Source organism: Advenella incenata, from assembly GCF_004217095.1.
Lineage (GTDB): Bacteria > Pseudomonadota > Gammaproteobacteria > Burkholderiales > Burkholderiaceae_B > Advenella > Advenella incenata.
In genome coordinates this window covers 579,104-599,229 of sequence record NZ_SHKO01000002.1, presented here as the reverse complement: position 1 = coordinate 599,229, position 20,126 = coordinate 579,104, and the positions used below count along the sequence as shown (strand labels likewise).

Here is a 20,126-nt window from a genome sequence, read left to right as displayed (position 1 = left end):
GAATAGCGCCTATGCGTACGAAATCTGTAGACAAGGATGTCAGCAACAGTGTGAACACCAAGCGAAAGGGGCGTGAGCTTAGCGTGGGGGATATCACCAGCAGACTATACTCGGCCATTCTGGAACACCGAATTCCTCCAGGCACAAAACTGGGGGAGGACCGGCTTGCGGTCATTTTCTCTGTCAATCGCGCACGTATTCGCGAGGTGTTGGCCAAGCTTGCCCATGAGCGCGTGGTAGACCTGATCCCCCAAAAGGGTGCATTTGTCGCCAAACCAACCGTGGAAGAAGCCAGGGATGTGTTCGAAGCGCGGCAATTGATTGAGCCTTTTGCAGTGCGTAAACTTGTTGCAACACTGGACAAGGCCAAAATTGCCCAGTTGCGTGAACATCTTGAACTGGAAGACCAGGCCAGACTCCAGCAAGATCAGCCCAGCATCATCAGGCTTTCCGGCGAATTCCATATACTGCTGGCCGAGCTTGCCGGCAATTCGTCTTTACTGCGCAGCACCCGCGAACTGGCCACGCTCACCTGCCTGATTATTTCCCTTTACGATGCCCCGACCGCCTTCAGTTGCCGAGCCGACGAACATTCGGAAATTGTGCAGGCCATCATCAACAAAGATAGCGAAACCGCCGTTCAACTGATGCTGGCACATCTGGATCATATATTGAACAGCCTGAAGCTGCGGGAAACATCGGATGATATTGATCTTGAACGCATTTTCGGCGCCCTGACGCCCTGATAGCCGGTTCCGGATCAGGCTTCAGGATATACAGGAAAATGTATGGCCCGATTTGCTGGCTGGGGTCCCAACAATGGGCCCAGCCAAACAGACCAATTACCTACCCTTATTACATGCGCAATTATTTCTTCAAACAATCGGCCATGCACCTTTCGTTCTTGGTGTCTGGTCGATCATCGACATAGAAATTATCACGATTGGGCATCTTGACCGCTGCCAGCGACTTGGCATCCAGTGTTGCGTCTGCAGGCACAATGTTATTTTTGCTTAACAAATAGGCCGTCACGCTGTACACGTCTTCGTTGCTCAGCGACTGCGGGCTCTGGAACGGCATAGAGCGTCGCACGTAATCGAATATCGTCGTGGCGTAAGGCCAGTAACTGCCGATCGTCTTGACCGGTTTATCGGTGGTCAGGCTGCCCTGCCCTCCCACCAGTTTTGGCCCCAGGCCGCCTTCCAGATTAACGCCATGGCAGCTCATGCACTGGGTTTTATATACTTTCTCGCCCAGCGCAACCGTTCCCTGTCCATCAGGCAGTCCGGTGCCGTCCGGAAAGACATCTATATTCCAGCCAGCGATCTGTTCATGGCCTGCCGGCGAACCCAGCTCCTTGAAATCATGGGCCTGCTGGGCATGTATGACAGATGACATTGCCATAATACAGGCGCCGAGCATGATTTGTTTAAACCCGTCCATTGGTCACCTCTCCGGTCGTGGCGATTTTCCATGGCTGAATCGCATTGTTATGATAAAAAGAGACCTTGCCGCGTGCTTCAATCAGTTGGTCTAGCGTTGGCTGTACATAGCCGGTTTCATCGACAGCCCGGCTCATAATGACCTTTTCCTCGCCATTCCAGTCAAACAAAAAGCGAAACGCCGTAAGGGCTTTACTTATCACCGGTTCCTGCAATGCGGCCGGCTGCCAGGTATTGCCACCGTCTGTTGAAATATCAACAGACGTGATTTTGCCGTGTCCGCTCCAGGCAATGCCGCGAATTTCATGCGTTCCCTTGCGCGTGAGCTTATGCGTGCCCGATGGCTGGGTAATAAGGGACTTGCACTCCATCACAAATGAAAATTTGCGCGCACGCCCGTCGGCCATCAGGTCTGTGTATTTGCCCGTTTCCTCTCTGGTGTAGCCTGGCTGGTCGGTCACATGCAGCCGGCGCAGCCACTTGATGCTCATATTGCCTTCAAACCCTGGAACAAACAGCCGGATCGGGTAACCTTGTTCCGGCCGTAAGCGCTCTCCGTTCTGGCTATAGGCAACCAGCACGTCATCAAGACACTTTTCAATTGGAATACTGCGTGTCATGGCCGCACCGTCCGCCCCTTCGGCGACAATCCATTTCGCTTCTTTTTTCAAGCCTGCGTGTTCCAGCAGCGTTTTCAAGGGAACGCCCGTCCACTGCGCACAACTGACCAGCCCTGCGACCTCGGCGGCAGTCTTTCCGTAAGGTGGTAAAAAGGACGGATTACCCGAACATTCCAGAAAATAAATAGGTGAAACGCAGGGAAACTGCCTGATCTCATCCATCGTAAATACCAGCGGCCGATCAACCAGCCCATGCAGCATCAGGCGGTGTTCCGCGGGATCTATCTGCGGAACGCCGGCATGATGCCGTTCATAAAACAGGCCATTGGGTGTAATCGTGCCATCGAGTTCCTGCAACGGCGTGGTGCTGTAGGCAGACATCGGCTCTTTGAGGCCGGGGTACATATTTCTGATCGCCTTTTTTTCAAAGGTAGATGGCTTGCCATAAGGGCTTGCCGTCGGGCTGCCCAGGGAGCGGGTCCACTTGGGAATATTCGGCGGCAGATTGGCCGCAGCATCAGCCGCTGTCTCTTTGGCCGCGTCGGCTGCAAGCGCTTCGCGCGCCACGCCAGCCGTAGCCACCGCCGTCACCACAGCGCTGCTGTGCAAAAGAAAATTACGTCGGCCGGCCCGTGCCCCCGCAGGCACAGACTTGATCTGCGACGTCGCAGGCCCGGCAACGGCCGGTGTTGATGCATCATTTTCGTTCATATTATCTCCCCACATTGCCCATGTCATAAAACACACCGACCGACCGATCGGTTTTATGCATGATAGCGACATCTACATCCCTTTGCAAGTTCAACTTGCTGCTAAAATTGAGGCGTTAACATCACATGACACGCCACCATGGCAATAACCGAAGTCATCGCTGCGGACCTGTCCGGGCAAACCCTGCAGCAACGCATCCTGAGAACAGCGGCGCAACTTTTCGCCGCCCACGGTTTTCATGCCGTTGGCATGCAGACGCTGTGCGAGGCACTGCAGATCAGTCGCGGCGCGTTTTACCATCACTTCCGCAGCAAGGACGACGTCCTGGACGATATCTGCACCCGTTATATGACAGAGTTGGTGCACAAGGGCGAGCAAACATTAAGGGATGAAGCAGATCCCGAGCGTTGTCTGCAGCGCCTCGGACAGGATCTGCTGCAGGTGATTGCAGCAAATCTTCCGGAGCTGACTGTGTGCTTTCGCGAAATACAGAGCCTGGGCAACGAGCGCCGCCAAAAGGTCATCGACCTGCATCGCAAATACGAATCGCTCTGGAAAGAAACAGTCGAACGCGGTGCGCAGACCGGGGCGCTGCTGCCCTATTCGCGCGTGCGCATGAAAGCCGTGCTGGGAATGTATTATTACAGTTATATCTGGCTCAATCCCGCACGGGCCGAAGAGCTGGCTGGCGCAATTGCGTCCTTCAATGACATCGCATTAAAAGGCCTGCGAAAATAATCCAGCCGTACGTCGCTGGCACGTTGTTTCAAGATGCCTATTGCTTGACTAAAGATCTCAAAAGTATCCAACCGGGTACGTACAAAGGAGAACGGTTATGATCAGCGACAGTACTGCGCCAGGCATGCATACATTTTTGATTTAACCACGGTTTATTCAACGGTGCTCAGTTGCAATCACCTGCACGACACCCGTTTTTACTATACTGAGCGCATCGCATTTTGTTCCTACCCGGCAAGCATTCGCCAGCCGGTTCATTTACCAATGACAGGAGTTTTTGCATGACAAAGATACTTGTACTTTACTACTCCATGTATGGTCATATCGAGACCATGGCAAACAGCGTTGCAGACGGTGCCCGCCTTGTACAAGGCACCGAGGTCACTGTCAAGCGCGTGCCCGAAACGATGAATGATGAAGCCTTTCGCAACGCGGGCGGCAAAGCGGACCAGGCTGCGCCTGTCGCGACTGTCCAGGAGCTGGCCGACTACGACGCCATTATTATTGGTACGCCCACTCGCTTTGGCAACATGGCAGGCCAGATGCGTACCTTCCTGGATCAAACCGGTGGCCTGTGGGCCAAAGGCGCCCTTGCCGGAAAAATTGCAAGTGTCTTTACTTCCACCGGCACCGGTGGTGGCCAGGAAATGACCATTACTTCTACCTGGACCACCCTTGCCCACCATGGCATGATTATCGTACCCATAGGTTACACAAACCCGGCCCTGTTCGACATATCGCAAGTTGGTGGCGGAACCCCTTATGGCGCCTCTACCATTGCCGGCGGAGATGGTTCACGCCAGCCCGACGAGCGTGAGCTTGGCATCGCCAAGCATCAAGGAGAGTACGTCGCAAAAGTGGCGGTTAAATTGAAGGGATGATATACAGGCATCGGTGCGGGCCTGATGGGCATGCACCGGCCTTGCCATGAAATAAGAGGCGCCTGCCTTTATCTCAGAACGATGTTTTCAGCATTTGCATCCGCTCCAGCGCGCGCTGCGTTACCTCAGGATTGACCAATGGCGTTGGCAATTTTCCGGCAAGCAGTTCCAGCGTCTGATTCACGGACAATTGACTGATGCGGCGCATGCTTTCCAGGGTAATGCCCGCGATATGGCTGCTGAGAATGACATTTGGCATTGTACGTAATGGCGAATCATCAGGCAGCGGCTGCGATTCAAAAACATCCAGAGCAGCGCTTATTTTCTGCTGTGCCAGCACGTCAGCAAGATCGGCCTGGTTAATCACCGCACCACGCGCTACGTTGATGATACTGGCACCCTGCCTCATCAAACCCAATGTTCGCTGGTTGGCCATGCCTTTGGTTTCTGCAGTCAATGGGCAGGCAAGCACCACAAAATCGGCCGTTCGAAAAACCTCATCACTGGATACGGCACGGATATAGTCGGGCATTTTGCTCGGGTCTCGTCGATAGCCGATAACGGACATACCGAACCCATAATGACAGATGCGGGCCAGCGCCTGGCCAATGGCGCCCACGCCAATAATACCGACTGTTTTTCCACGAAGCTCAACGGCACCATCAGACAGCACACGGGACGCACCCCACCCGTCGCTGCGAAGCAGCGAATCTACCGCATGCAGACGACGTGAAAGCAGCAGCATTTGCCCCACTACATACTCTGCCACGGCAACAGCATTTGCACCGGGTGCATTGCTCACCGGGATTGCCCTGGCGGTCGCTTCCGCAACCGGAACGATATCAACCCCAGCCCCGTGCCTGACAATACCGCGAAGACGATCGGCATGCGCCAGAACCGCAGCAGCAACTGGCGAGCGCACAATCAGCACGTCGGCCTCGCGTATCTCTTTGGCAAGCACCTGCTGGTCCTGCGACGAAGCAACGCGCACTTGCGCATGTTCACGCAGGCGTGCTGTTTCGTTGGGATCAATCGGGTTGGTCAGCAGAACAATCGCACTCAAGGGCGCTCCCTGGTCTTGGTTGATACGTTAATGACGAACAGCGACGCATCTGCTGAGTCCGCAACAGATGGCTTGCACTGCCGAAGCATTTTTGCAAATGCGCAGTGTACCTTGGAATCGTGCAGTACGCGCCATCAGGGAAAACCCACAGCGAGCGATCTTTAGCTATGACGCTTGTGATATCGCTGCCTCAGATAAACGGTGGCACACACACCCTTTGCATACTTAGCATCGTTATTTCATATGAAAATATTTCTTGAAAGAGCTTTTCATTCCCTGAGATTTGTTTTAGTATTCCCAAAACTTCCTATTTTTAAGAACATCAGTCCTAATAATTAGGATTTATAAATTAATACCCTCCAGTTTATAAACCGGAGTCAAAGGAGCCAAAGTTGAATATCACAGATGTCCAGACACTGTCCTGCGACGCCGGCTGGCGTAATTACTATTTCGTCAAGATTTCGACCGACGCAGGTATTTGCGGATGGGCGGAGTTTGACGAAGGGTTCGGCTCCCCCGGCGTTACCGCGGTCATTCAGAAGCTGAGCGAAATGCTTATCGGCAATCCGGCACCCAGCCAGGAACGCTTTTACGCCGAAGCCTACAGCCGTACCCGACCCGCAGCCGGCGGCGTGGTTGCCGAAGGCATTGGCGCCCTGGAAAATGCGTTGCTGGATGTGCGCGCCAAATCACTGGGCGTACCCTGCTATGAATTGCTGGGTGGAAAGGTACGCGATAAGCTACGTGTTTACTGGTCCCATTGCCCGGCCTGGCGCATCAATCATCCAAAGTATTTCGGACCTGCCGTCACCGATCTGGACGGGGTCAGGGCCATGGGGGCCGAGGCGCGTGAACGCGGTTTTACGGCACTCAAATCCAACACCTTCATTTTTGATGAAGGCCCGGCCTACGCCTGGCGCCCTGGGTTTGCCGCTCCGTTCCATCCTGAACTGAATGCCGATCGCCGGATCATCCGCAACCTGCGCGATTGCCTGGACGCATTGCGTGACGGCGCCGGTGAGGACATGGAGATCCTGCTGGATCTGAACTTCAATTTCAAGACAGAGGGCTACCTGAAGATTCTGCGCGCAATTGCCGATCATGACATTTTCTGGGTGGAAATTGACAGCTATAGTCCCGATGCGCTGGCATATATACGGAATCACAGTCCGCATCCGATCAGTTCATGCGAGACCCTGTTCGGTGCTCGGGAGTTCCTGCCTTATTTTCAGAAGAATGCCGTTGACGTGGCGATTGTCGATGTGGTCTGGAATGGCGCATGGCAGTCGATGAAGATCGCCAACCTGGCAGATATTCACGAAGTGAATGTCGCTCCGCATAATTTTTACGGCCATCTGTGCACCATGATGAACGCCCATTTCGCAAGCGCCGTTCCTAATTTTCGCATCATGGAAACAGACATAGACCGGCTTTCCTGGGACAGGGAATTGTTCACCTACGTTCCCGAGTATGTTGACGGGCACCTGATCGTTCCTGACCGTCCAGGGTGGGGAACAGAACCCGTAGAAGAAGCCATCAGAGCGCACCCACCAAAACCAGGCGGCGGACTTATCCGGCCGCGCCAGTCCCGATAACTTACCAACGGCCAACTTTTTCAACCATGCAGTGACGACTCGTCTACCAAGGAGACAACCACATGATTAATGACTGGAACGCAACACTGAGCAATCTTCGCAAGGGCGGCGCCGCTTTTGCCAAACACAACCCTGCGGTAGTAATGGCCTATCGTGGCCTGAACGAGGCGCTTGGGCAGGCCAAACATCTGGACGACAAGACGCGTGAATTGATCGCTCTGGCGGTGGCCGTCACCACGCGATGCGACGGCTGCATTTCATCACACGCTGCCGCAGCCCAGAAGGCCGGTGCAACCGTGGAAGAAGTCAGCGAGGCCCTTGGCACTGCAGTAGCGCTCAATGCCGGCGCAGCCTATGTGTATTCTGTACGCGCAATTGAAGCATTTGAGCAAATGGACAAATGAAATCTCTCCCGGCGGAAAGCAATTTCCACCGGGCGCAGTTTGCGGGGGCGTGGCAACAATAATTCCAAGCCACGGGTAACAGTTATCACTTTCAGATCAGGAAGTACCCAAAGGAGAAATAAAATGAGCAGACAAGCAAAACAAGCAGTTCGATTGGGAACATCAATGGCGCTGGCCGCTGCGTGCATACTGGCATCTGCCAGTGCTTATGCCGCCTGGCCTGCTGATAAACCAATACGCCTGATTGTGCCCTACGCCGCAGGAGGCGCCACCGATATCCTGGGTCGCGCAGTTGGAAACCAAATGGCCAAGGAGCTGAAACAAACGATTGTTGTGGAAAATAAGCCTGGCGCCGGCAGTATGCTGGGCTCACAACAGGTGGTGCGTTCAGAGCCGGACGGCTATACGATTTTGCTGGGAAGTATTTCAAATGTACTGAACATGTATTTCTACAAGGACCCGCTTTATGATCTGCGCAAAGATCTCAAGCCGGTCGCACAAATTGTGTCCGTGCCCAATTTTCTGGCCGTGAGCAAATCGGTACCAGCAAAGAATGTTGCCGAACTGATCGCGCTTGCCAAGCAAAAACCCGGGGAACTCAGCTGCGCGACATCTGGTGTTGGCTCCTCGCCCTATCTGTCATGCGAACTGTTCAAGGTCATGGCTGGCATTGATCTTATCAACACACCATTCAAGGGCGGGGCGCCCGCCATTCAGTCGGCGATAGGCAACCAGACGACAATGGTATTTGCCAACGAAGCCTGGCCATACATAGATTCGGGCCAGTTGCGTGGCCTGGGCGTGACTACGGCCGAGAGATCTCCTTATTCCAAAGACATCCCTGCCATATCAGAAACATTGCCAAAATATGACGTCACGGCATGGTATGGATTCTGGGTACCGGCCAGGACACCTGACAAAATCGCCAGTGCGTTAAGCAAGGCAGCAGCAGATGCGCTGCAAAGCCAGGGAGTATTAAATACCCTGAAGCAACTGGGTGCCACGCCCAAGCCGTCAGATCCGCAGCAATTTGCAGATTACGTCAATACCGAAATTGAACGCTGGGCCGCAATTACCAAAGAGATGAATGTGCAGGCCAAATGACACAGCACGAGATTGCAATACGCATACAACAGGAACCGTGATGCGACGACTAGGTGATGTACTGAAACATTGGGCAGAACATACCCCGAACAATCCGGCAATTTCGGATGAACTCCGCTCGCTCAGTTATGGGCAATTGAACCAGGCCGTGGCCAATTGCCGGCGCTTTCTGGCCGATTGCGGCCTTCGACCCGGCGATCGCGCCGCGTTGGTTGGCGAAAACAGCACCGTGCTGGCAACACTCATTCTTGCCGCCGGGCTTGATGACATCTGGGTTGTCCTGGAAAATGCCCGGCGTGCGCCGCTAGAAACCGATGCCGTATGCAGCCACGCCCAGCCTCGACGTATTCTTTACCTGACCGAGAACTCGCCTTCGGCCAGCGAACATGCCAGTCGTCATAAAGCGCAAGCAGTAGCGACGCCTTTCGGGGCGCTGGCAATGGGCCCGTTAATGGAGACGTTGCCAGAGCCGTGTTACGGATCGGCGCAGGACCAGGTGGCTGCGCTGATCTACACCACTGGCAGCACCGGCACCCCCAAAGGAGTGATGCTCACACACGGCAACCTGCTTTATATTGGTTCGTTGATGCAGCAGCAGCGGCACCTGATACCCGAGGATCGGGTGTACGGTATCCTGCCTATTACACATGTCATGGGCTTGTCTTCTGGCCTGCTTGGCACACTGGCCTCTGGTGCTCATGTGCAACTGGTGCCGCGTTTTGCCATTGCCCATTGCGTAAATAGTCTGAACCGCGAGGGTATCTCTGTTTTGCAGGGTGCCCCCGCCATGTTTTCCCGGCTGGTCAAATCGGAACAAATACAGGATTTGCGGTCTGCGACGCTAAGAGTCATTGCGGCAGGAGGCGCGCCGCTGGATCCCACTCTCAAGCGGGAGGTGGAACAGACTTTCGGCCTGACATTGCATAATGGTTACGGCCTGACCGAAGGATCAGCCATCTGCTGGACCAGGCTGGAATCTGCCAATCCTGATTGTGCTGTAGGCCCGCCCAACCCTGGCGTAGAGATTGCAATCCTGGATGCTGAACGCAAGCCGGTGAAACAGGGAGAACAGGGTTCACTGTGGGCCAAAGGTCCCAATATCATGAAAGGCTATTTTCGCGACCCGCAACGAACCGCGACAGTCCTGACATCCGATGGCTGGTTCAATACAGAAGACCTGGCCAGGCAATTGCCAGATGGCCGCATCAACATTGAAGGACGCACCAAGGATCTGATTATCCGTTCAGGCTTCAATGTTTCGCCACTTGAGGTTGAAACTGCACTGAATGCCCATGAGCAGATTCAGCATTCGGCGGTGCTGGGACACACCATCTGTGGCAACGAGCAGATTGTGGCGATGATCGAACTCATCCCAGGCGCCAGCCTGAAAGAAGAAGACGTACGCCTGTTTTTGCGGGATCGCCTCTCTCCCTACAAACGGCCCGGACGAATCCTCTTTGTCGATAACCTGCCTGTTGCCCCCAATGGCAAGGTACTCAAACACCAACTGAAACAAACTCTGAAGGAGCTCACATGACCGATGCCGTGACCTATGAATCCCGTGATGGTATTGCCATTATCACCATCAATCGCGAAGACCGCATGAATGCCATCGGCCCTGAGGTGGAAGCCGGCCTGGCCGTGGCATGGAAACGTCTGAATGACAGCCAGCAGGACCGCGTCGGCATTCTTACCGGTGCAGGCACCAAGGCCTTTTCTGCTGGCAAGGACATGGCCTCTACTGCACCGCCCGACTACCGCAGCTTTACGCCCAATGTCGGCGTTCTGCTGGAAAAGCCGCTCATCGCGGCGATCAGCGGCTGGTGCATTGGCGGCTCGATTGTCCTGACACTCATGTGCGATCTGTGCGTGGCTACCGAAGACGCCAAATTCATGTACCCGGAAGCCAAGATGGGCTTTGCCGGTGGCATGATTGCATCGGCAGCAGCCAGAATTCCTCATAAGGTGGCAATGGAATTAATGTTGCTTGGAGAGCCAATTACCGCCCAGCGCGCTTATGATGTTGGTATGGTTAACCGTGTGGTTCCGGCGGGTCAGCACATGGTTGAAGCCATGAAACTGGCGCAACGCCTGGCTGCCAATGCGCCATTGGTGATGAATATGCTCAAGCGCCTGGCCGCCCAGACCACGCCCATGAGCCCGGTGGAAATCGCCGGCCACGCCTGGCGGGAAAACCAGCGGGTGTTTGAGAGCGCCGACTTTGCCGAAGGATTGGCAAGCTTTGTAGAAAAACGCCCGCCCGCTTTCAAAGGACAGTAAAACCGAGCATGATTCTATAAACATGAAGCGTTCTCGCCGCCGCCTGCAAAACAGTGCAAATGATTGAAACAAACATAGAGACAAATGACAATGAATACGCCGAACCGGAACCGCCTGAGCGATTTTATTCAAGCAGCCACCAGACTCATGGACGGCCATGATGACAATCAGCGACCACCGGCAGGCATGAAGTCCTTGCTGGCAGATCTTGTTGCCCAGGACGACTGGCTGCCAGAATTTTGCACCGTGCCACACCCCACTTTTTATCAGCAATTTCTCCTGCACTGTGATCCTCTGGAGCGCTTTTCACTGGTCAGTTTTGTTTGGGGACCCGGGCAACAGACGCCGGTTCACGACCATATGGTGTGGGGGTTTATTGGCATGTTACGCGGCGCAGAACTCAGTCAGCGCTATCGCACCGATCCGGATGGCTCGCTCACTGCAGACGGGGAACCGGACCGGCTCGAACCCGGCATGATCGACGTGCTGTTGCCGTCCGAAGGCGATATACACCAGGTGTTCAATGCATACGACGATAAGCCGTCCATCAGCATTCATCTTTATGGCGGCAACATCGGCGCGGTCAGTCGGCATGTTTTCGACCTTGCAAGCGGCCAGCCAAAAACGTTTATCTCCGGCTATTCTTCCGACCTGATTCCCAACGTCTGGGATCGTTCTGCGAGCCGAAAAACCTGATGTCGCCAGTATGACGAACACGTTCTTTCCCCCTCCTCTGATGTATTCTGTCGCCTTATCACTTAGCGTACAGGGAAGGATATATAACGTCATGGATAAAACACTCATCAAAGGCCTGAAGGTCCTGGAAGTCGTTACGGGCTCTACCGAGAGAATCCGGACCATCGAGGAACTGGCCGATAAAGTTGGTCTGACACGCAGCAATACGCACCGCACTTTGCAAACTCTTATTCATGCTGGTTTTGTGGCGCGCGATGACCAGGACAACTACATAGGGGGGATCCGGCTGTTTGAACTGGCAGCAAACCAGCTGGCGCAACTGGATCTGCGACGCATCGCCTCTGGTCCCATGCACGTGCTGGCAGAAAGCACCGGAGAAACCATCCACCTGTCGATACTGGACGGGTTCGATGTCGTGTATGTAGACAAGATAGACAGCCCGCAACCAATTCGCGCATACTCCATGATTGGCGGTCGGGCACCTGCCTATGCTGTCGCCACGGGCAAGGCCATTCTGGCCTATCAGACCGACAGTTTTCTTGAAAGTCATGCCGGGCAATTGCAAAAGCATACAGACGCAACCATGACTGATCTGGAGACACTGCGACGCGCGCTGGCCCGAACAGTCAAACAGGGCTATGCCGTCAATCGCGGCGAATGGCGCGACGGCGTTGGCGGAATCGCAGTTCCCATTTTTAACGGACTGGGACAAATCATGGGGGCCATTGGCATTTCGGCGCCCCTGGATCGACTGACACCCGCACGCATACGCCTGCTGGTTCCCGAAGTCATCCAATGCGCCAACGCAATTTCGCAGCAACTGGGCTACACAGCAAAGGCAGGCAAGCCTGATGCGTAGCACGCGCTTTTATCTCAACTGAAATGGAATGTGCTGTATGAGACATAAATCAGCCACACTTTACATAGGGCAGATCAGTCGCCAACCAAGGTAACCCGCAGCGCGCGCCAGCCCAATAGGCTCACTGCTTGTGCTGCCATCAGCTCAACCGACTCACTTGCTAAGCAACCAGTCATTCACCCAATTGGAGGAAATACAAAATGTTTAACGCCATACTGATTGAAAAAGACGATGCCGGATACCGTGCCACAGCAACGTCCGTGGACGAGGCGCAGTTGCCCCAAGGAGACGTTCTTGTCGATGTGCAATATTCAACCATCAATTATAAGGACGGCCTGGCCATCACAGGGAAGTCACCAGTGGTCCGCCAGTTCCCCATGGTTCCGGGGATTGACTTTTGCGGTACCGTCAGGCAAAGCCAGCACCCGGATTTTAAAGCCGGAGACGCCGTGATCCTCAATGGCTGGGGCGTAGGCGAAACCCATTGGGGCGGCCTGGCTCAGCAGGCCAGCGTCAATGGCAAATGGCTGATCCGCCTGCCCTCGGGCATGAAACCGGAGCAGGCCATGTCCATCGGCACAGCCGGCTACACTGCCATGCTTTGTGTCATGGCGCTGCAACGCAACGGCCTGACGCCCGAATCAGGAGACATCCTCGTGACCGGCGCGGCAGGTGGCGTCGGCAGCGTAGCCGTCGCGCTGCTTTCATCCCTGGGATTTCGCGTGATCGCATCCACCGGCAGGCAGCAGGAGCAAGAGTATCTGAGAAAACTGGGTGCCGCCGAAATTATTGATCGCAATACCCTGAGTGAGCCCGGCAAACCGCTGGGCAAAGAACGCTGGGCTGGCGCCGTGGACAGCGTCGGCAGCCACACGCTGGCCAATGTTTGTGCGGGCACCAAGTATCGCGGCGCGATTGCCGCGTGTGGTCTGGCGCAGGGCCTGGATTTTCCTGCATCTGTTGCGCCATTCATTCTGCGCGGCATTACGCTGGTCGGGATCGACAGCGTGCATTGTCCGGTCAAGGAACGCCAGCAGGCCTGGGACAGGTTGAGCCATGAACTGGACCCGGCCAAGCTGGCATTGATTGGCTCCCGGACGGTCGGTTTAAATGAAGTCATTGCCCTGGCTGGCCAGATTCTGGAAGGACAAGTGCGCGGGCGGATTGTCGTGGATGTGAATCGTTAGACAATATTCGCAAACCGGTAGTCGGACAGATGGCCAGGTCGCGAACCTTCTTGCACCCTGGCCATCATTTTTTTAATAACACATACGTAATGAACGCCGATCAACCACGCGCCTTCCGTACCGCCTGCGCCAATTCACTACAAAGCTCCAGCACATCGACCCTGGCCTGCTCACCACTGTTTGCCTGCGCAATCTTCTGCACCAGCGCCGAGCCGACAACAACGCCATCGGCCACCCTGGCAATATTGGCCGCCTGTTCCGGTGTACGGATCCCGAAACCCACGCTTACCGGCAGATCGGTATGCCTGCGAATCCGCGTGACAGCTTGCTGAACATGTTCTATGGTCGCTGAACCGGCACCGGTGGTGCCCGCAACAGAAACGTAATAGACAAAGCCGCCGGCATTACCCAGGATCTGCTGCAAACGGGCGTCATCGCTTGTGGGTGTGGTCAGGCGTACGAAGTCAATGCCAGCAGCCTGCGCCGGAAGGCAAAGATCACGATCGTGTTCAGCCGGCAGATCCACCACGATCAGCCCATCCACCCCCGCCTTGCCTGCGTCGGCAATAAACCGATCCACGCCATAGCGGTGAATAGGATTGAAATACCCCATCAGCACAATCGGCGTTTCGTTATCGTGCTGCCGAAACTCACCGATCATTTTCAGGGTGGCGGCAACATTCTGACCCTGCGCCAGTGCGCGAAGGCTGGAAAGCTGAATGGCAGGACCGTCGGCCATCGGATCGGTAAACGGCATGCCAAGTTCGATAATATCGGCGCCCGCTTGCGGCAATCCGTTAAGAATTGCGGCGGCAGTATCATAGTCCGGATCACCGGCAGTCAGAAACGTGACCAGGGCCGCGCGATTCTCGCTCTTCAGTTGTGCAAAACGCTGTTGCAGGCGACTCATGCTTGTTGCTCCTTCTCTTTGCTATGTTGCATCACAGTTTGCATATCCTTGTCTCCACGCCCGGACAGGTTCACGACCATCAGGTGATCCCTGGGCAGCGATGGTGCCTGCTTGAACGCTTCGGCCAGTGCATGAGCGCTTTCCAGCGCGGGAATAATCCCTTCCAGGCGACAGCATTGATGCAGAGCGTCAAGCGCTTCATCGTCTGTGATTGCCGTGTATTGCACCCGCCCGATGCTGTGCAGCCAGGCATGCTCAGGACCAATGCCCGGGTAATCCAGGCCGGCAGATATCGAATGGGCATCAATAATCTGCCCATCATCATCCTGCAGCAGGAACGTGCGATTACCATGCAATACGCCAGGCACGCCCCCGTTCAGACTCGCGGCATGCTTGCCGCTTTCAATGCCATGGCCCGCCGCTTCCACGCCGATAATATTCACATCCTTGTCATCCAGGAAATCATGGAACAGGCCAATGGCGTTGGAACCGCCCCCTACGCAGGCGACAAGCGAGTCGGGCAAGCGGCCTTCCTGGGCCAGCATCTGCTCGCGGGTTTCCCGGCCGATCACTGCCTGAAAATCCCGGACCATAGTGGGATAGGGATGAGGACCAGCCACCGTACCAATCAGATAATAGGTGGTGTCGACATTGGTGACCCAATCACGCAAGGCCTCGTTCATGGCGTCCTTTAACGTGCCAGTGCCTGCTGTGACAGGCAAAACCTGCGCGCCCAGCAATTTCATACGAAATACGTTGGCCTGCTGGCGATCAATATCGGTGCTACCCATGTAAATGACGCATTGCAAACCAAAGCGGGCAGCAACAGTGGCTGTTGCGACCCCATGCATCCCGGCACCGGTCTCGGCAATAATTCTTTTCTTGCCCATGCGTCGCGCCAGCAGAATCTGGCCGATACAGTTATTGATTTTGTGCGCCCCGGTATGATTGAGCTCCTCACGCTTGAGGTAAATTTTCGCTCCGCCCAGGTGTTCGGTCAGCCGCTCTGCATAGTAAAGCGGGCTGGGTCGTCCCACATAATCTCGCTGAAAATAGGCCAATTCCTTTTGGAAGCTTTCATCTGTCTCGGCTTTTTCGTATTCGGCAGCCAGTTCGTGAATCAGCGGCATGAGCGTTTCGGCAACGTATTGCCCGCCAAATTCGCCAAACATCCCCGCCACGCGCGTATCTGTGTTCAATGAAACCATGGGTGTCCATTCTCCTGTCATGTGCTTTCCGCCTGTGTCGATCGCAAAGCCTGTTTTCATGAATACAGCATAAGCCAGCTGCCGCTATAAAAAAAGCGATAAAATAGCCCTGATATGTCAAATAAACTCACACATTATGCCAAGAGATATCCCACCCCTTAATGCCTTGCTTGCATTCGAGGCCGCAGCGCGCCTGCTCAGCGTGAGCAAAGCAGGAAACGAACTGCACGTTACGCACGGGGCGATCAGCCGGCAGATCCGGGTGCTTGAGTCGTCCCTTGGCGTCGCGCTGTTCGAGAAAGAAGGGCGTGGTATAAAACTCACAGATTCCGGCCTGTTGCTGCGCGACGCCAGTGCCGCGGCCTTTGACCGGGTACGCAGCGCCTGCGCCGAGATCCGCCATCGTAGCGGTAACCTGCCTTTTGTGCTTGCCTGTCCGGGCAGTCTGTTGGCGCGCTGGTTCATCCCCAGGCTGGACAAACTTAACCAGGACCTGCCCCAATTGCGCTTGCAATTGACCGCGGGAGAAGGAGAACTGGACCCGCGCAATCCCAATGTCGATGCAACCCTTTGCTTTGCAGCCCCTCCCTGGCCCGATGACATGCTTGTGCACGACCTGGGCGCGGAATATATTGGTGCCGTGCTCAGTCCGAGATATGCCAACTATGCCTCACTGGTAGATGCACCGATAAGCTCGCTATTGCATGAACCGCTTATGTATCCGGCGTCCCGGCCGCAGGCCTGGGCACAATGGGCGCAGGCAAACCAATTGCCGGGCGACAGCCTGCAATTGGGCACCGCGTTCGAGCATCTTTATTACCTTCTGGAAGCGGCTACGGCAGGCCTGGGCGTGGCCATCGCTCCCAAACAGGTCGTTGCCGATGACCTTGCCGCCCGGCGGCTGGAAGCGCCCTGGGGCTTTGTGCAAACGAATGCACGCTTAAGTCTTTGGGTGCCGCGAGCCCGTGCGGATCAACGCTGCGCCTTGCTGGCAGACTGGCTGGGCAAGGCGCTGGATGTCGCGATCCAGCCCAAATCCTAGTATTTATACATTTGTGATAAATCGGCTGCGGCCCTAAAATATGCACAGGGCTCGCCGTTCATACCGGGCCAGTGCCACGCCGGTACGCCATACACACTCACAGCATTGCAAGCACGCCACGGTGAACAGATGCGGGCGGCGTTTTAAATGACTGGCGCAGCGTGCATGGCCCGGGCAATGATCATGCTACTTCCTGCCAATAGAGCCAAAAGGAAAACCATGCTTTATCGTGTGCTTGCCGACCTGGTTCTGGTTGCGCATTTTGCCTTTATTCTGTTTGCCATATTTGGCGGACTGCTTGTTTTGCTGCGCTTTAACGTCATCTGGCTGCATGTGCCGGCGCTGGTCTGGGGTGCTGCCATCGTCGGGCTGGGCGCCATCTGCCCGTTGACACCACTGGAGAACACATTGCGGGACATGGCCGGCCAACAAGCCTATACCGGTGGTTTTCTGGAGCATTACCTGCTATTGGCCATTTATCCGCCGGGGCTTACCCGCGAAGTACAGGTGCTGCTGGCGACTGGTCTGATTATTCTGAATGTCATTATTTACATCCTGGTATGGCAGCGCTATGGCGGACAGAAAACGGCCGACAGAAAAAAATGAGGGGCACCCGCGAGTGCTCCTCATTTTACCAACACGGGTTGGGGCTGGACACCAGCGCGATGGGCAGGGCGCCCATCGCTTTAACAACAACACGACTGCTATGCTGAAACTTCAGCCATCTGGCCAAAACGACCGCTATTGAAGTCGCTGATGGCCTGGGCGATCTGGTCCTGGCTATTCATGACAAACGGACCGTAACCGACAATCGGCTCATCAATGGGCTCGCCGCAGAGCAACAGCACAACAGCATCGCTGTTTGCCTCGATAGCCATATGACGATCGGCTTTGTCCAGCACAACCAGTTGCGCCTCGCGTGCTACCGTATCGCCGTTGACCAGCACGGTTCCACGCAACACCACCAACGCAGTGCTCCAGCCTTCCGGGACCTCAAACTCGGTAATGCCGCCTTGCCTGATGCGCATATCCCAGACATGCATTGGCGTAAACGTGTGTGCAGGTCCTTTCTGTTGCCCATACTCACCTGCAATCACGCGTACCGTGCCTGCTTCGTTCGGCAGCGCAACCACGGGTATATCGCTATCGAGCACTGCCTGATAACCCGGCGTGGTCATTTTGTCTTTGGCCGGCAAATTGACCCACAGTTGCACCATCTCCAGCGCACCACCCTGGCTGGTGAACGCTTCTGAGTGAAATTCCTCATGCAATATGCCGCCGCCCGCAGTCATCCATTGCACATCGCCGGGGCCGATTGTGCCGCCCTGCCCGGTTGAATCGCGATGGCTTACTTCACCCTTATAGACGATTGTCACCGTCTCGAAACCCCGGTGAGGATGCTGGCCCACTCCCCGTTTATGCTGAACTGGTGCAAAATCGGCCGGACCGGCATAGTCCAGCAGCAGGAAGGGGCTCAGTTGCTTGCCATGGCTTTGATACGAAAACATGGACCTGACCGGAAAACCATCTCCTACCCAATGAGGGCGGGGGGCGCTATAGATTCCAAGTACTTTTTTCATTTGTCATCTCCTTGTAGTGACGATATAGATAGCATAAACTTGGAACGAGTTTTCCGGTAGATCTAAAAATTGGAGACATCGTTCCAGATATGGAACGATAAATACGATGCAAGACCTTAATAATCTTTATTATTTCGTGCAGATTGTGGATCACAAGGGCTTGGCGCCTGCAGGCAGGGCGCTGGGCATCCCCAAATCTACGCTCAGCCGCAAGCTCCGAATGCTGGAAGAGCAATTAGGCGTACGCCTGATACACCGCTCCACCCGCCAATTTGGCGTGACCGACGTGGGCCTGGCCTATTACGAACACTGTAAAGCCATGCTGATCGAGGCAGAAGCGGCCCAGGCCATCATCGACATGACCCGGGCCGAGCCGCGTGGCGTCATACGCATCAGTTGCCCCATCGCCCTGCTTCAAACAAATGTGGGGTGCATGCTTGCCGACTTCATGATGCTGTACCCGCAAGTCACCATACAGATCGACGCCACCAATCGGCGGGTCGATCCTGTGGCAGAGGCCATTGATATTGCACTTCGGGTCCGCCCGCCACCGATACAGGACAGCAATTTGGTCATGCGTACCCTGTCTGACCGCAGTCAGTGCCTGGTCGCCAGCCCTGCGCTGATGGAACGCTGTGGTGTCCCAACCGCACCGGCCGACCTGGCGGACTGGCCCAGCCTTGGTCTGGGTCAGCCACAACAGCAGTTTTCCTGGACATTATTCGGGCCGGACTCTGCCCAGGCCGTGATCCATCACTTTCCCCGCCTGATCACAACCGACATGATCAGCTTGCGTATTGCAGCCCTGGCCGGCGTAGGTATTGTGCAGTTGCCAACCCTGATGGTCTGTGATCAACTTGAACAAGGCACCCTGGTCAGGCCGCTCCCCGATTGGCGACCGCGGCGCGAAATTATCCATGCGGTGTTTTCATCGCGACGTGGCCAGATGCCAGCCGTACGTGCGTTGATTGACTACCTGGTCCAGCGCTTTGATGCACTGGAGGAAGATTGAAACGCCGCCGGCACGCTGGCTTGATATGATAGCGGTCAGTTCACTTTATATCAAACAGGGAATATGACATGAATAACAAGGCGCTTGTCCTTTTTTCCGGTGGCCAGGATTCCACCACCTGCCTGGCCTGGGCACTGGACCGGTACCAATATGTCGAAACCATTGGCTTTTCCTATGGGCAACGGCACGCCATTGAATTGACGTGTCGCGATCAGGTCATCGAACAGTTGCGCGTGCACTTTCCCGCCTGGAGCGCCAGGCTTGGCAATGATCATATGCTTGATCTTTCAGTACTGGGGCAGATCAGCGATACGGCGCTGACGCAGGACAAAGCTATCGAGTTCGAACAAAGCGGCCTGCCCAACACCTTTGTACCAGGGCGCAACCTGTTGTTCTTCAATTTTGCAGCTGCGCTGGCGTACCGGCGCGGGCTGGAAGTGTTGGTTGGCGGCATGTGCGAAACCGACTATTCGGGCTATCCCGATTGTCGCGACAATACACTCAAATCGCTGCAGGTCTCACTCAGTCTGGGCCTGGACCGGCCCATGGTGATTGAAACCCCGTTGATGTGGATCGATAAGGAAAAAACCTGGCACATGGCAAGCACACTGGGCGGACAACCACTGGTGCAACTCATTGAAGAACATACCCATACCTGCTACCTGGGAGACCGGCAACATCGCCATCCCTGGGGTTACGGCTGCAATCAATGCCCGGCGTGTGACTTGCGGCGCAAGGGCTATGAACTGTACAAGAGCGCGCACGAAAATCATTGAACCATGCCGCCCACGGGG

Annotated in this window: 21 protein-coding genes; 15 read left to right on the top strand and 6 right to left on the bottom strand. The window is 55.3% G+C overall.

What is annotated here, in order from left to right; translation table 11 throughout:
- The first annotated feature begins 11 nt into the window (after positions 1-11).
- The gene (locus EV681_RS13960; RefSeq protein ID WP_128392899.1) at positions 12-746 is read left to right on the top strand and encodes a GntR family transcriptional regulator; all 735 of its coding nucleotides are present in this window, start codon (positions 12-14) and stop codon (positions 744-746) included.
- A gap of 121 nt (positions 747-867) precedes the next feature.
- On the opposite strand, the gene EV681_RS13955 is transcribed toward EV681_RS13960, so the two are convergent.
- Entirely contained in the window at positions 868-1,443 is a 576-nt protein-coding gene (locus EV681_RS13955) for a c-type cytochrome (RefSeq protein ID WP_130304318.1), read from the bottom strand.
- Positions 1,430-2,773: a sulfite dehydrogenase gene (gene soxC / locus EV681_RS13950; RefSeq protein WP_130304317.1), complete on the bottom strand. Its 1,344-nt coding sequence runs from the start codon at positions 2,771-2,773 to the stop codon at positions 1,430-1,432. The genes EV681_RS13955 and soxC overlap by 14 nt, the downstream gene beginning before the upstream one ends.
- Before the next feature lie 138 nt (positions 2,774-2,911).
- On the opposite strand from soxC, the gene EV681_RS13945 reads away from it, so the two are divergent.
- Positions 2,912-3,511: a TetR/AcrR family transcriptional regulator gene (locus EV681_RS13945; RefSeq protein ID WP_130304316.1), complete on the top strand. Its 600-nt coding sequence runs from the start codon at positions 2,912-2,914 to the stop codon at positions 3,509-3,511.
- A 281-nt stretch (positions 3,512-3,792) separates the two neighbouring features.
- Positions 3,793-4,392, top strand: a complete 600-nt coding sequence (gene wrbA, locus EV681_RS13940) for an NAD(P)H:quinone oxidoreductase (RefSeq protein ID WP_128392903.1) — start codon at positions 3,793-3,795, stop codon at positions 4,390-4,392.
- A gap of 73 nt (positions 4,393-4,465) precedes the next feature.
- Here the strand turns inward: wrbA and EV681_RS13935 are convergent, their stop codons facing one another.
- Positions 4,466-5,455, bottom strand: a complete 990-nt coding sequence (locus tag EV681_RS13935) for an NAD(P)-dependent oxidoreductase (RefSeq protein WP_165393054.1) — start codon at positions 5,453-5,455, stop codon at positions 4,466-4,468.
- A gap of 392 nt (positions 5,456-5,847) precedes the next feature.
- Here EV681_RS13935 and EV681_RS13930 point away from each other — a divergent pair, with 392 nt between their 5' ends.
- The 8 genes from EV681_RS13930 to acuI all read left to right on the top strand — a co-directional run bounded on the left by EV681_RS13930 (position 5,848) and on the right by acuI (position 13,580).
- Complete coding sequence (locus EV681_RS13930; protein ID WP_130304314.1) at positions 5,848-7,050, top strand: mandelate racemase/muconate lactonizing enzyme family protein; 1,203 nt, start codon at positions 5,848-5,850, stop codon at positions 7,048-7,050.
- 62 nt (positions 7,051-7,112) lie between these two features.
- Positions 7,113-7,454, top strand: coding sequence for a carboxymuconolactone decarboxylase family protein (locus EV681_RS13925; protein WP_128392906.1), 342 nt, complete (start codon positions 7,113-7,115; stop codon positions 7,452-7,454).
- A 123-nt stretch (positions 7,455-7,577) separates the two neighbouring features.
- Positions 7,578-8,558 carry a Bug family tripartite tricarboxylate transporter substrate binding protein gene (locus EV681_RS13920; RefSeq protein WP_128392907.1) on the top strand — a complete coding sequence of 327 codons (981 nt, stop codon included), beginning with the start codon at positions 7,578-7,580 and terminating at the stop codon, positions 8,556-8,558.
- Positions 8,559-8,598: 40 nt separating this feature from the next.
- The gene (locus EV681_RS13915; protein WP_130304313.1) at positions 8,599-10,095 is read left to right on the top strand and encodes a class I adenylate-forming enzyme family protein; all 1,497 of its coding nucleotides are present in this window, start codon (positions 8,599-8,601) and stop codon (positions 10,093-10,095) included.
- Complete coding sequence (locus EV681_RS13910; RefSeq protein ID WP_130304312.1) at positions 10,092-10,838, top strand: enoyl-CoA hydratase/isomerase family protein; 747 nt, start codon at positions 10,092-10,094, stop codon at positions 10,836-10,838. Before EV681_RS13915 ends, EV681_RS13910 begins: the two co-directional genes overlap by 4 nt.
- Before the next feature lie 84 nt (positions 10,839-10,922).
- On the top strand, positions 10,923-11,534 hold the full coding sequence (locus EV681_RS13905) for a cysteine dioxygenase family protein (protein ID WP_128392910.1): 612 nt from the start codon (positions 10,923-10,925) through the stop codon (positions 11,532-11,534).
- Between the two features lie 91 nt (positions 11,535-11,625).
- Positions 11,626-12,393, top strand: a complete 768-nt coding sequence (locus EV681_RS13900; RefSeq protein ID WP_128392911.1) for an IclR family transcriptional regulator — start codon at positions 11,626-11,628, stop codon at positions 12,391-12,393.
- Positions 12,394-12,593: 200 nt separating this feature from the next.
- The gene (acuI, locus tag EV681_RS13895) at positions 12,594-13,580 is read left to right on the top strand and encodes an acrylyl-CoA reductase (NADPH) (RefSeq protein ID WP_130304311.1); all 987 of its coding nucleotides are present in this window, start codon (positions 12,594-12,596) and stop codon (positions 13,578-13,580) included.
- 100 nt (positions 13,581-13,680) lie between these two features.
- On the opposite strand, the gene trpA is transcribed toward acuI, so the two are convergent.
- Both trpA and trpB read right to left on the bottom strand, forming a co-directional pair.
- Entirely contained in the window at positions 13,681-14,490 is an 810-nt protein-coding gene (gene trpA, locus EV681_RS13890) for a tryptophan synthase subunit alpha (RefSeq protein WP_130304310.1), read from the bottom strand.
- The gene (gene trpB, locus EV681_RS13885; protein WP_130304624.1) at positions 14,487-15,698 is read right to left on the bottom strand and encodes a tryptophan synthase subunit beta; all 1,212 of its coding nucleotides are present in this window, start codon (positions 15,696-15,698) and stop codon (positions 14,487-14,489) included. Before trpB ends, trpA begins: the two co-directional genes overlap by 4 nt.
- Positions 15,699-15,834: 136 nt before the next feature.
- Between trpB and EV681_RS13880 the strand changes: the two genes are divergently transcribed.
- Entirely contained in the window at positions 15,835-16,740 is a 906-nt protein-coding gene (locus EV681_RS13880) for a LysR family transcriptional regulator (protein WP_130304309.1), read from the top strand.
- Between the two features lie 219 nt (positions 16,741-16,959).
- A complete protein-coding gene (locus EV681_RS13875) occupies positions 16,960-17,346 on the top strand; it encodes a DUF2784 domain-containing protein (RefSeq protein WP_130304308.1) in 387 nt (128 codons plus the stop codon).
- A 98-nt stretch (positions 17,347-17,444) separates the two neighbouring features.
- On the opposite strand, the gene EV681_RS13870 is transcribed toward EV681_RS13875, so the two are convergent.
- Positions 17,445-18,320: a pirin family protein gene (locus tag EV681_RS13870; RefSeq protein ID WP_130304307.1), complete on the bottom strand. Its 876-nt coding sequence runs from the start codon at positions 18,318-18,320 to the stop codon at positions 17,445-17,447.
- Between the two features lie 106 nt (positions 18,321-18,426).
- On the opposite strand from EV681_RS13870, the gene EV681_RS13865 reads away from it, so the two are divergent.
- Entirely contained in the window at positions 18,427-19,332 is a 906-nt protein-coding gene (locus EV681_RS13865) for a LysR family transcriptional regulator (RefSeq protein ID WP_130304306.1), read from the top strand.
- Between the two features lie 68 nt (positions 19,333-19,400).
- Positions 19,401-20,108, top strand: coding sequence for a 7-cyano-7-deazaguanine synthase QueC (gene queC / locus EV681_RS13860; RefSeq protein WP_128392918.1), 708 nt, complete (start codon positions 19,401-19,403; stop codon positions 20,106-20,108).
- Positions 20,109-20,126 lie beyond the last annotated feature (18 nt).